Source organism: Bradyrhizobium pachyrhizi, from assembly GCF_001189245.1.
Classification (GTDB): domain Bacteria; phylum Pseudomonadota; class Alphaproteobacteria; order Rhizobiales; family Xanthobacteraceae; genus Bradyrhizobium; species Bradyrhizobium pachyrhizi.
This window is the reverse complement of record NZ_LFIQ01000117.1, coordinates 314,708-325,685: the sequence shown is the minus strand read 5'-3', so window position 1 is coordinate 325,685 and position 10,978 is coordinate 314,708. Positions and strand designations below refer to the sequence as shown.

The window sequence follows — 10,978 nt, the reverse complement described above, 5'->3', positions numbered from 1 at the left end:
GCGGCGCATCAGGCGAGGTGCCGCCGCCTGCACCGGCCGCCGCGCCCGCAGATAGTGCTGCGCCGCCCAAGCGGCGCAATCTGCTGTTCTCCTCCTCGCGCAAGGAGCGTGAGCGGAACCAGGGGCGTGCCGCCGAGCCGCTCACGCCGGATCTGTTGTCGCCGGAACTACGCCCGAATCCGGGCGGTTCGGGCGAACCGGCGCCGGCAACCTTCGACGATGCCTGGCCGAAGGCCGACCGGCCGCGGTCGGTCGACGTCGCCCCGCGGCGCGGCCCCCGGACGCCATCGACCTTCGGCGAGGCCCAGTCGGCCGGCGCCGCCTCGCCGTCATCGGGCCATCCGCCGCCGCCCCAGGAGCAGCCGCCGGTGACCGTGCTCAAATCCGGCGTCGTCGACGGCATGGCCTATTCGCTCTATTCGGACGGATCGATCGAGGCGCAGATGCCCGAGGGCATGATGCGATTTGCCTCGATCGACGAGCTCAGGTCGCATCTGGAGCAGCGGCCTTAGATCCGCGCCAATACTTGCGACCGGCCGGCCCGAAGCCGGAAACGCGGCCGTTGTTGTCAGATTTGCTGCAATTCGTGCATATTCGCAAAGTAGTACGCGATTCCATTAATGTATTGCTGCGCATGGATACTGTCCGGTGGGCACCGGGCTGTCGATAGCACGGGGAAGATTGAGCCATGTCCGATACGTCAGGCAAAACGCCGGTCGAGCTGACCGCCAACATCGTTTCGGCCTATCTCAGCAACAATCCGACGCCGGCCTCGGACATTCCGAACCTGATCAGCCAGGTCCACTCCGCCTTGCTGCGGGTGTCGAGCGGACGCAGCGACACGCCGAGCGAGCCGGCCAAGCCCGCGGTGTCGATGAAGAAGTCGATCACTCCCGAATATCTGGTGTGCCTCGAGGACGGCAAGCGCTTCAAGTCGCTGAAGCGCCATCTGCGCACCCAGTACAACATGACCCCGGAGCAGTATCGCGACAAATGGGGCCTGCCGGCCGACTATCCGATGGTGGCGCCGAACTATGCGGTGGCGCGCTCGCAGCTCGCCAAGAAGATGGGCCTCGGTCAGCAGGCGCGGAAGCGGAAGTAGAGATCTACGCGGCGGACGCCAGCGCCTCGCGCGCATCGTTGCGGATGCGATCGACCATCGAGCGCAGGCCGTTGGAGCGCTGCGGTGTCAGATGGTCGCGGAAGCCGAATTCGTCGAACAGCGCGAGCGCGTCGGTACCGAGGATTTCCTTGGGCGTTTGCCCGGAAAACAGCGTCAGCACGATCGCGACCAGGCCGCGCACGATGTGGGCGTCGCTATCGCCGATGTAGATCAGGCGCGGTTCGCCGTTGGCATCGCGCTCGATCCGCTTCGACAGCCAGACCTGGCTGACGCAGCCCTGCACCTTGTTCTCGGCCGAGTGCTCCGCCTCCGACAACGGTTCGAGCGTGCGGCCGAGCTCGATGACATAGCGGTAACGGTCGTCCCACTCGTCCAGCAGCGAAAAATTGTCCCTGATTTCGTCGATCGTCGTCATCGTGGCCCGCGTCCTGTCCTTGACGGCTTATATAGGAAGGCGGGCCGCGAAAGCGATGAAAATGGAACCGGTTCCCGGCTGTTTTGACGCGTTTTCTTCACACGAACCGGTGCCTGCCTCGCTCGACCGCGCTTGGTTTCCGCTCACGGCGTCGGCGGCAGGCGGAATTCGATCGACTGATCCTCCGCGGTCAGCGTGTCGCGGAACGCGGTGGTTGAATCGGTATCGTCCTTGCCGATCGAGCCGGTGTGGTCCGGCGGCTTCTTGTCGGTGATGATCTGGTAGAGCTTGCGCGCCCCGTCGGTCGCGCGCTGGCCGATCGCGGTCGCAGCCTGGCCGCCGACCTCGCAGGCGGACGGCTGGCGCTTGCAGAACTGACCCATGTCGTTGATCGTCGCGGTCGCGGCCGACACCGCGTCCGATGCGCTGATCTGCGGCGTCTTGTCCGCCTCGGGTGTTTTGTCTCTCGGCAGCAGCACGAGCACAAGCCCGAGCCAGAATGCCAAACGCAGCAGGAAGAACATGGCGCGATCCCGGTCGTCTGTCTTGTCTTGCTTCTTGCGCGGTCGGTGCCGCTATTGGCCTTGAGGGTTAGCATCGGTCGATAAATCGGAAGTATCTGCATTGAAGTAAATTCGCCGGAAAATCGCGGAAAATTCGCCTGAATTGATTCGCCGTAAATTTTCGATTGATGGCGGCCGACGCGCGCCGGATGCGCAGAATCCGCCGCGTCCACCATTTCGAAACCATAGAATGTCGCATCCGGAAACCAGCCGTTCACCATCCCCGACAAATGGCCGGTGAATAGCGGGTCAAACCCACTCCAATGCACGGTGTTTGGCGGCAGGCCGCCCAGCCTTAGCGTTCGCTTAAGTTCGCTCTGACACGTTGACCTGCAATCACGAAGGAGGCGTTCCGGCGCGTCTGTGTTGACGATTGAGCCGAAGCGCGAGTGCTGTGAGTAGTTTGAGTCTGATCCGCGATTGCCTGGATGCGCTGCTGCATCCGTCGGCGCAATATGATGCGCTGACGCGTGCGCGCCATCGTGCCTTCATGGCGCCGCGGCTGCTCGGCAGCCTGGCGGCGCTTGCCTCGTTCCCTGCCTTTCTTGCGATGCGCGGTGCGCCGACGGCGATCGAGGTCGCGGCATTCGCCTGGCTGATCGCGCCGATCCTGCTGTCGTGGTTCCTGTCGCGCACCGGCCGCTATGAAGGCGCGCACGTGCTGTCGTCGCTGGCGCTCGCCGGTCTCGTGATGATGATCGCGGCGACGACCGGCGGCATCGCCTCGTTCGCCGCCGTGTGGCTCGTCGTCGTTCCGATCGAGGCGGCGCTGTCGGCCTCGCGGCGCGTGGTGGCGTTTGCGTTCGCGCTGGCGATGATCTGCGCGGCGCTGCTGAGCGCGCTCGGCCATTATCATGTGCTGCCGGTCGTCGATCCCGCGGTTGCCTCGAACAGCACGCTGGTCGGTTTCGGCGTCGTGTCGGCGATCTTCTACGCGGCCGGGCTCGCCTTCGGCGCGGAGTCGCTGGCGCGCACCAGCGTGGCGCTGCTTTATGTCGAGGAGGAGCGCTACCGCCTGCTCGCGCATAACATGAGCGACGTGCTGTCGCGGCACAGCCGCAACGGCGCCGTGCGCTTCATTTCGCCCGCGGCCGAGAACATGCTCGGCGTGCCGGCATCGCGGCTGCTTGGCCACGGCCTGTTCGATCGCGTTCATGTCGCCGATCGCCCGGCCTATCTCACGGCGCTGTCGGACGCCGCGCGCGGTGACTCGCGCAGCGTCGAGTTCCGCGTGCGCCGTGACGGTGCGCGGGGCGATGTCGTCGCCGAATTCATCTGGGCCGAGATGCGCTGCCGTCCGCTCGATCAGGCCGCCGCCGATGCCGAGGTCGTCGCCGTGATCCGCGACGTGACCGATCGCAAGGTGCAGGAGCACGCGCTCGAACAGGCGCGCAACGTGGCCGAGCAGGCCGATGCGTCGAAGACGCGCTTCCTGGCCACCATGAGCCACGAACTGCGCACCCCGCTCAACGCCATCATCGGCTTCTCCGAGATGATCGCGCAGGAAGACGTGCTCGGCCTCGACGTGGCCCGCCGCAAGGAATACGCGCAGCTGATCAACGATTCCGGCCAGCATCTGTTGTCGGTCGTCAACGGCATCCTCGACATGTCGAAGATGGAGTCCGGCAATTTCGAGATTTCGCCGGAGCCGTTTGCGCCGCGGCCGGCGCTGCTCAATTGCTGCAATCTGGTGGCGTTGAAGGCGCGCGAGAGCGGCGTCGACCTCGTCACCCGCGTGCCGGACGATCTGCCGATCGTGAACGGCGATCCGCGTGCGTTCAAGCAGATCGTGCTCAATCTGGTCTCCAACGCCATCAAGTTCACCGAGCGCGGCGGCAAGGTCACCGTGTCGGCCGGCGTCGAGGGATCGCGGCTGGTGCTGCGCGTCTCGGACACCGGCGTCGGTATCGCCGCCGATGATCTCAAGCGGATCGGCGATCCGTTCTTCCAGGCCGGCAAGACCTATCAGCGCCGCCACGAGGGCACCGGCCTTGGTCTGTCCATCGTGAAGGGGCTGGTCGGCCTGCACCACGGCGAAATGAATGTGGAGAGCAAGGTGGGCGAGGGCACCACGGTGTCGGTCGCGCTGCCGCTGGCGTTCACCCCGCCCGCCGCCCTCGAGCCGTCCAGCAATGTCTCGACCCTGAAGCCCGCGCTGCGTTCCGGACTACAAGAGCAAACCCATCAGGTGAAGAAGAGTGCCTAGACAGACTTTGGATGACGATGAAACGCCGCGCCGTCGCCGCGGCGCCAAGGCAGTGGCCATCGCGGCCGAGGAGGAACGTGGCCTCGTCCTGCGCCTGATGCTGCACAGTCCGAAGGATCTGGTTGCCGGCGTGCTGGCGACGTCTGCCATCGTTGCGATCCTGATCAATGCGCTGTTCCTGCAGGCCGGCCGTCATCCGTCGCCGATGTTCGGCGGTTCGGTGGTGACGCTGCCGCCGCCGGCCCCGGTTGCCGCCACCAGCCCGATGCCGCGCCCGCGTCCGGCCGAGGCCGCAGCCCGATCGGCCGAGCCCGCCGCCATGGATCCGAGCAAGCCCGTCGACGTGAAGCCGGTGGAGACCAAGCCGGCCGAGACCAGGTCCGTCGAAGCCAAGCCGGCAGAACCCAAGGCCGAGGCCAAGCCTGTCGATCCGATGGCCAATCTGGTGCTGAAATCGACCGCCGCGCCGTCGGCCGCAGCACCGTCCCCGGCCGCCGCACCGTCCAGCGTCGTTCGTCCGCCGGCACCGATCCCGACCGCGCATTTGAGCCCGGCCGGAAAACGCATCGCCGCGGTCCAGCGTACGCTGACCGAGTATGGCTACGGCCAGCTCAAGCCGACCGGCACGATCGGCGCCGACACCCAGCACGCGATCGCGAAGTTCGAGCGCGCCCGCAAGCTGCCGGTGACCGGACAGATGTCCGATCGCCTGGTGCGCGAGCTCAGCACGATGATCGGCCATTCGATCGAGTAGCCTCTCTGCGAAGGCATTGAATGCGTAGTCGTCATGCCCGGGCTTGTCCCGGGCATCCACGTCTTCGAGGCTTGTCGAAGCCAAGATGGCCGGGACAAGCTCGGCCCTGACGGGTTAGGACGCGTTGCCCAGCAGAACGTCCCTGACCTCGTCGGAGAACAGCTTCCTGCGGCCGGCCACCAGCACCCATTCCGGATCGTCGCGATCCGGAATAGCGCGCGGCATGCCGTGATCGAGCAGGGCCTGCGCGCAGCCCATCCAGTCGCCGCCACTGACCGGCTCGTTGCAGGAGGCCCACGACAGGCTTCCGGACGCGTTGTCGCCGAAGCCGTGCTGCTCGGTCCATTCTGCGCCGTGCTCGAGCAGGAAGCGGGTCAGCGAGGCATTGCCGCGGAACACCGCATGATTGAGCGCCGACGCATCCCAATCGCCGCCGCGCACCGTGATCGGCCAGCCGAGCTCGACCATCAGCCGCACCGCATCATCGCCGCCTGCCGCGGCGAGCTCCGGAAGCAAGCGCAATTGCTGCGGCGAAAGTGAATCTGGAAGATCGGGCCGACTGACCTGGATTCGCCGCGCCTCGCTCTCGTCCCCGCTGCTGCATGCCGCGACGAACCGCTCATCATCGGCAAGCGTCTCATCGCCGGTCCGCTCGCGCAGCAGCTCGGCGACCTCGGTCAATCCGAATTGCAGTGCGTATCTGTAAGCGCTGAGCCCGCCTGGTGTCGCGATGTGCGGGTCTGCGCCGGCGTCGAGCAAGGTCGCGATGCATTTCCGCGACCGCCGGCGGCGGATCGCCCACATCAGCGGCGAGCCGCAATCGGTCAGCGGCACGTTGCGGGCGGGTTCGTTCGGATCGCCGCCGTGCCGCAGCAGCAGTTCGAGCGCCGCCACGTTCTCGTCATCGAGCACCTTGTACATGGCGTTGGTGCCGGCGATCCGCGCGCCATGCTCGAGCAGCAGCCCTGTCGTCACCCAGCCTTCGAGCGAGTGGTAGAGCGATTCATTGTCGTTCGGATTGGCGCCCGCCTCGAGCAACAGTCTTGTCAGCTCGAGATCGTGGTTGCGGCCGGCGGCGCCATACAATGCCGACAGCGGATTGCTGTCATCGGGCCCGTCGAGCGTTCCGGGCGGCCAGCGGCTGCTGATGTGCTGGTCGGGATCGGCGTCGGCCTGCAGCAGCAGGCGTGCGCAGCGATGCAGCTGCGCCTGAAATTCCGGAAGCTGCAACAGGCTGGAATGCGTCACGGCGACCAGCGGCGGCAGTTTGAGGGGACCGCCGGGACGGTTGACCCATGTCGGATCACTCATTGCCGTACGCCGAACGATTTCTGCGTCGCCGATGGCGCAGGCGAGATAGGGATCGTCGGCGACAAGGCCGGGATCCTCGGTGAGCATCCGCGCCGCAACGCGCGGGTTGGCGCGGTCGGTGGTGCCGGCGACGTCCGCGGCATAGACCAGCTGCAGCCATCGCCGCACGCGATCGGCCTTGCTTTTACCGGGCGGCAATTGTGCGTCGACATAGCGCCGCAGGTCCGGCCAGGAGGCGAAGCCGAGATCGCGCGCCACGCAGGACTGCGCATCGTGCAGCCGCAGATCAAGCGCGGCGATTTGAGCGTCGCTGCGCCCGGCCGCAGGCGGAAGCGCGTGCCGGAAACGCGCGTACGCCTCTGGCGCCTGCCGCCGATAAAGGCGAATGAGCTCCTTGGCCTGCTTCTTCAAATGTTCGAGATTCAATCGCGCGGGCGATCGGTCCATGGAAACCTCCGTGCATCATCGCCGATGGTCCACAAAACCGGCTGCACAAAGGCTTGGTTGGCCGCTCAATTGATGCAAGTGGGTTCAACCCTTCCCGTGGACCCGGGCGCGGCTTGCACCGCGGATGCAAGGATATGGGTGACGATTGGTTCGGTCAACCCGCCGCGGCGTGACGACATCTGTGACAATTGGACGTGATCGCGCCGCTGGCCTATAGGTCGGCGCATGCGATTGAAAACCAGCATTTGGGTCGCGGCGTATCTGCGCCGCTGCCAGACCGAGGGCGTGTTCGGCGCAGTCCGCAAGAAGGGCGCCGAGGAAGCCGGTGCCGTATTCGTCAAGGTGGCGCTGATGGACGGCAACGCGATGCTGTATGCACCCGCGCCGCAGACGGTCTATGACGACAGCCGCCCGGTCGAGCGGCTCTTCGTGCCGATCGCACCACAGCCGGTATCCGAGCCGTCTGTCGAGGAGCGCTTGACCAAGGAGCTCCGCTTCGATCCCGACGCCTGGATCGTCGAGACCGAGGACCGTGCCGGCCGGCACTTTCTTGATCTCGCGAAGGGCTAACTTCCGGACTTCTGGTTGCGAATGGCGGACGCGCTGCCAGGCTGCAGCGCGGGGCGCGTCTGCGAGGATGCCGCGCGCACGCGATGGCGCTCATCGTCATAGAGCGACGAGCGATACTTGGCGCGGGCCACCGCCATGGTCGAGCCGCGCCACGCCGCCAGCATCACCAGCGCCGAGCGCTCGCTCAGGCGATCGTAGAGCCGCGACAGCCGATAGACGTAATTGACCGAGGAGCCGGCTTCCGGATTGAGGAACATCAGGATCCGCTGGAACGCGGCGCTCGACACGTCGAGCGCCCGCATCGCGCAGGCGAGCGGCTCGCCGCCGGGATCGTTGACGACGTCCGCGGCGATCCGCGACGGCAGGATCAGCGCCTCGCCGAGTTCGAGCGTGAAGTTATCGGGGTCCTCGGCAAACGCCGCCATCTCCAGGATATGGATCGCGCGCGCGGCGCGCGCCGCCGGAATTCGCGCCGCGGCCTTCAGCGGCGTCTCCTGCAGATTGTGCAGGATCTGCGTGCGCTCCTTCGTGCTCGCGGCAAAGAACATGTCGGAGATTTCGGCGGCATCGTTCGGCCGCATGGCAAGGCTCGCGGCCATCCGCAGCTCGGCTTCGGTCGGGATCTTGGCCGGCAGCGCGGACGGTGCCGGCGCGGGAATTGCCGCGGCCGCCGGCATCGGCTGGTCGGGACCGACGCGGCGCAGCCCGAGCTTGTCCATGATCCGGGCGGGCGTGGCCGGATAGATCGCAAGCCGCGCGCGGACGGCGGCACGCGTCGCGTCGTCGACTTCGTCGATCAGGCGCGTCGTCAGCTCGACGAACTGGCGCTCTTCATCGGCGGAGTGGGCGCTCGCCTGCACATAGAGGTCGGTCAGGACGCGCAGCAGCGTCGGGCGGATGTCGACGCCCTCGCGACGGGAGAGCGTCATCAGCCCATCGAAACCAGGAAATAGCGGAGCTGCGCTCATCTCGGGCGTACGCGACTTGCCAGTGAACTTCGGTTTGAAAACCTTGTGGCAGCGAGCCTACGCAGGCTGTTTTAAGAGGCAGTTAAGGAAAACAAGCCGTGAAGGTGAATGCTCGAATTTGCGCGTGTCTATTAAGGCACAGCGCCATATCCGTAACCGTCCGTACCGGCGGCTTAAGATGTCATTAACCATGCGCGTTCTTAACTCGGCGTGCGCGGGGCAAATCATGTCCGTGCGGGGCCAGAGAGAACGGAACATGGGCACCATCGTTGAGTTTCCGGCGGATGCGGCTGCACGGCGGCCGAGCATGGCCGGTGCTGCCGGCGAAGGCACGGGGACCGTACTGATCCTTCCCGTCGTCCGGATCGAGCGAACGACGGAGGAGACCGGCGGTGGTCGCGGACCGGAGCAGGGCACTGCGCAGGGCCGCCGTCGCCGACGCCGCTCCTGATCGCGGACATCGGGCAATGCCGGAGCTTGTGCAGCGGACCGTCGCGCGGCGGTCACTCCCGGCGCTGATCCTGCTGCTGGCGGGCTCGGCGCTCGCCGGCTGCAGCGGCGGCGATTTCGGCCGCACCCGCGCCGATTTCCGCAATGACGACATGCATCGCTGGATCGGTGCCGAGGCGACCGGCAGCATCGGCAAGAACGCCTCGCAATTCCAGCTCACCGAACACGAACGTCAGCTGCGCGACCTCGCCTATCAGTTCATCGAGCCGCCGCTGTCGCGTCCGGCGTGGAAAAGCGTATTCGGCGACTACCAGCCGCTGCCTTCGCCGTGGCGGCAGAGGGTCGTGTTCGATCGCACCGCCTATGGCCGCAATCTGATCGACGAGCCGCATCGCTCGTTCGCCTCGCGCTATTCGCTGCTGATCGACGAGGTGCGCGACGACATCACCCGCTTCGAGCCGTTCTTCGCCACCGCGATCCAGGTGATCGAGCTCGATCGCAAGCGCAATGCCAGCCTCCACATGATCGCCGACGTGTCGCCGCGCGAGCGCGCTGACGCGGTGGCGCGGATGGAAGAGAACACGCTGATCGTGCAATGGGTCCAGCAGGCGCTGGAGCGGCGGATCTCGTCCTATCGCTGGGCGCTGGAGCGGCTGGTGATCCAGGCACCCGACGGCATGGCTGCCGATGCCGAACGCCAGATCAACGAACTCGCCCGGCTCACGGCCAATGCGCCCTTTATCTCCGCGCCGGTGACGGGCCAGGCCGTGGTGACGAAGGGCTAGTGTGCTGAATGCGAAGTTCGTGCGATTTCGCGGCAGCCATTTTCACGAACTTCGCATTCATAAAGCACACTAGAATCATAAGTTTGCTAAAGCATGATCCGGAAAAGTGCGAAGCGGTTTTCCGAAAAGATCATGCTCAAACAAGGAGCTAAAGCGCGACGACGATTCAACCTAATCTCATCGCGCTTTAGTGTCCTTATCGAATCCGAAGTTCGCTCCGAAGGTGCGGCAAATGATGCGAACTTCGGATTCGGGACGCTAGGCGCGCTTCGCCTTCTTCGCTGTCGATTTGGCCCGGCGACTGTTGGCTTGCCGCGGCAGGCTCGCAATGAATTCCTTCAGCGCATCGGAAGGCGGGTGGGCCGAGGGGTAGGCGAGGCCGACCTGGCGCGTCACGTCGATATCGATCGCGCGCATCGCGACATCAGGATTGCCGCGTGCCACGCCCTCGGGGACGATCGCGACGCCGACCCCGGCTGCGACCAGCGCCATCGCCCATTCCTCGGATTCCGCGATCGCCACCGGCTTGCGCGGCGGAGAGGCTCGCTTGAAGAATTCCTGCTGCTCGCAATGGCAGCGATCGATCATCGGAACGCCTGCGAAGTCGGTGGTCCGTAGCGTCTCCTTCAGCGTCAGGGGATGCGAGGGCGGCAGTGCCGCGACATAGCGCTCGCTCCACAGCGGGATGAAGTGCTCGCCGGCGCCGACCATGGTCTTGGCGACGATCCGCGCGTCGGCCTTCTCGCTGGCGCCGACCAGCCGGAGCGCAAGATCGGTGTTAGCGGTCAGCGGCTTCAGCAGTGCGATGGTCCGGGCCTGATCGAGCGTCCGCAACAGGCCGAGCGTCAGCGCCTGCCGCGTCGCCGGCTTGCGGAAGAGATTTCGCGCCGCGTCCGCCTCGTCGATGATCCTGCGGGCGATGCCGTGAAACTGCGCGGCTGAGGCGGTCGGGGCCATGCCCTTCTTGTGCCGGATGAACAGCGTGGTGCCGAGTTCGGCCTCGAGATTGGTGATCGCCGCCGAGATCGACGGCTGCGAGATGAAGCAGCGCTTTGCTGCGGCGGTCAGATTGCGCTCGCGGTAGACCGCGGCGAAGTAGCGGAGTTCGCGGATATCCATAGGTGTATCCTATCACATGGATAGAAAGACAATATTTTACCTATGGAAACGCGAGTGGCAAGTCTGCGCCTGTTACAGCGGAGGACCTGTCATGCGCATCCACCATCTCAACACCGGCACGATGTGCCCGATCGGAAAGCGGCTCGTGAACGGCAGCGGCAGCATCTTCCAGCGGGCGCGGATGGTCTGTCATTGCCTGCTGGTCGAGAGCAATGATGGCCTCGCGCTGGTCGACACCGGAATCGGGCTCGACGACATCGGCGACCC

At 65.7% G+C, this 10,978-nt stretch carries 11 protein-coding genes and 1 pseudogene; 7 read left to right on the top strand and 5 right to left on the bottom strand.

The features are described 5' to 3' along the window. Positions 1-512 (top strand): annotated as a pseudogene (locus AKL29_RS45950) (DUF308 domain-containing protein); the annotation flags it as partial. A gap of 176 nt (positions 513-688) precedes the next feature. Beyond that, positions 689-1,102: a Ros/MucR family transcriptional regulator gene (locus AKL29_RS33325; RefSeq protein ID WP_018270656.1), complete on the top strand. Its 414-nt coding sequence runs from the start codon at positions 689-691 to the stop codon at positions 1,100-1,102. Between the two features lie 4 nt (positions 1,103-1,106). Here AKL29_RS33325 and AKL29_RS33320 read toward each other — a convergent pair whose 3' ends face one another. Continuing rightward, complete coding sequence (locus tag AKL29_RS33320; protein WP_050387097.1) at positions 1,107-1,538, bottom strand: SufE family protein; 432 nt, start codon at positions 1,536-1,538, stop codon at positions 1,107-1,109. Positions 1,539-1,681: 143 nt separating this feature from the next. Further along, entirely contained in the window at positions 1,682-2,062 is a 381-nt protein-coding gene (locus AKL29_RS33315) for a DUF5330 domain-containing protein (protein WP_050387096.1), read from the bottom strand. Between the two features lie 433 nt (positions 2,063-2,495). On the opposite strand from AKL29_RS33315, the gene AKL29_RS33310 reads away from it, so the two are divergent. Together AKL29_RS33310 and AKL29_RS33305 are read left to right on the top strand one after the other, a co-directional pair. Next, positions 2,496-4,307, top strand: coding sequence for a PAS domain-containing sensor histidine kinase (locus AKL29_RS33310; protein ID WP_050387095.1), 1,812 nt, complete (start codon positions 2,496-2,498; stop codon positions 4,305-4,307). Further along, complete coding sequence (locus AKL29_RS33305) at positions 4,300-5,061, top strand: peptidoglycan-binding domain-containing protein (protein ID WP_244482559.1); 762 nt, start codon at positions 4,300-4,302, stop codon at positions 5,059-5,061. The genes AKL29_RS33310 and AKL29_RS33305 overlap by 8 nt, the downstream gene beginning before the upstream one ends. 114 nt (positions 5,062-5,175) lie before the next feature. Here AKL29_RS33305 and AKL29_RS33300 read toward each other — a convergent pair whose 3' ends face one another. Next, the gene (locus AKL29_RS33300; RefSeq protein ID WP_050387093.1) at positions 5,176-6,819 is read right to left on the bottom strand and encodes an ankyrin repeat domain-containing protein; all 1,644 of its coding nucleotides are present in this window, start codon (positions 6,817-6,819) and stop codon (positions 5,176-5,178) included. Between the two features lie 225 nt (positions 6,820-7,044). Here AKL29_RS33300 and AKL29_RS33295 point away from each other — a divergent pair, with 225 nt between their 5' ends. Further along, on the top strand, positions 7,045-7,389 hold the full coding sequence (locus AKL29_RS33295; RefSeq protein WP_050387092.1) for a DUF1491 family protein: 345 nt from the start codon (positions 7,045-7,047) through the stop codon (positions 7,387-7,389). Here AKL29_RS33295 and AKL29_RS33290 read toward each other — a convergent pair. Next, entirely contained in the window at positions 7,386-8,318 is a 933-nt protein-coding gene (locus tag AKL29_RS33290; protein WP_152977857.1) for a DUF2336 domain-containing protein, read from the bottom strand. The genes AKL29_RS33295 and AKL29_RS33290 overlap by 4 nt on opposite strands. Positions 8,319-8,613: 295 nt before the next feature. Here AKL29_RS33290 and AKL29_RS33285 point away from each other — a divergent pair, with 295 nt between their 5' ends. Both AKL29_RS33285 and AKL29_RS33280 read left to right on the top strand, forming a co-directional pair. After that, positions 8,614-8,808: a hypothetical protein gene (locus tag AKL29_RS33285; RefSeq protein ID WP_028331632.1), complete on the top strand. Its 195-nt coding sequence runs from the start codon at positions 8,614-8,616 to the stop codon at positions 8,806-8,808. A 16-nt stretch (positions 8,809-8,824) separates the two neighbouring features. Then, positions 8,825-9,592 (top strand): hypothetical protein, encoded by a 768-nt coding sequence (locus AKL29_RS33280; protein ID WP_050387090.1) that lies wholly within the window; start codon positions 8,825-8,827, stop codon positions 9,590-9,592. 258 nt (positions 9,593-9,850) lie between these two features. Here AKL29_RS33280 and AKL29_RS33275 read toward each other — a convergent pair whose 3' ends face one another. Beyond that, complete coding sequence (locus AKL29_RS33275) at positions 9,851-10,711, bottom strand: LysR family transcriptional regulator (protein WP_050387089.1); 861 nt, start codon at positions 10,709-10,711, stop codon at positions 9,851-9,853. Positions 10,712-10,978: the final 267 nt, after the last annotated feature.

What these genes read in the sequence shown, in the direction of transcription:
- AKL29_RS33300 (WP_050387093.1), bottom strand. Translation starts at nt 6,819, where the DNA reads ATGGACCGATCGCCCGCGCGATTGAATCTCGAACATTTGAAGAAGCAG.
- AKL29_RS33285 (WP_028331632.1), top strand. Translation starts at nt 8,614, where the DNA reads ATGGGCACCATCGTTGAGTTTCCGGCGGATGCGGCTGCACGGCGGCCG.
- AKL29_RS33315 (WP_050387096.1), bottom strand. Translation starts at nt 2,062, where the DNA reads ATGTTCTTCCTGCTGCGTTTGGCATTCTGGCTCGGGCTTGTGCTCGTG.
- AKL29_RS33290 (WP_152977857.1), bottom strand. Translation starts at nt 8,318, where the DNA reads ATGACGCTCTCCCGTCGCGAGGGCGTCGACATCCGCCCGACGCTGCTG.
- AKL29_RS33275 (WP_050387089.1), bottom strand. Translation starts at nt 10,711, where the DNA reads ATGGATATCCGCGAACTCCGCTACTTCGCCGCGGTCTACCGCGAGCGC.
- AKL29_RS33280 (WP_050387090.1), top strand. Translation starts at nt 8,825, where the DNA reads ATGCCGGAGCTTGTGCAGCGGACCGTCGCGCGGCGGTCACTCCCGGCG.
- AKL29_RS33325 (WP_018270656.1), top strand. Translation starts at nt 689, where the DNA reads ATGTCCGATACGTCAGGCAAAACGCCGGTCGAGCTGACCGCCAACATC.
- AKL29_RS33320 (WP_050387097.1), bottom strand. Translation starts at nt 1,538, where the DNA reads ATGACGACGATCGACGAAATCAGGGACAATTTTTCGCTGCTGGACGAG.
- AKL29_RS33295 (WP_050387092.1), top strand. Translation starts at nt 7,045, where the DNA reads ATGCGATTGAAAACCAGCATTTGGGTCGCGGCGTATCTGCGCCGCTGC.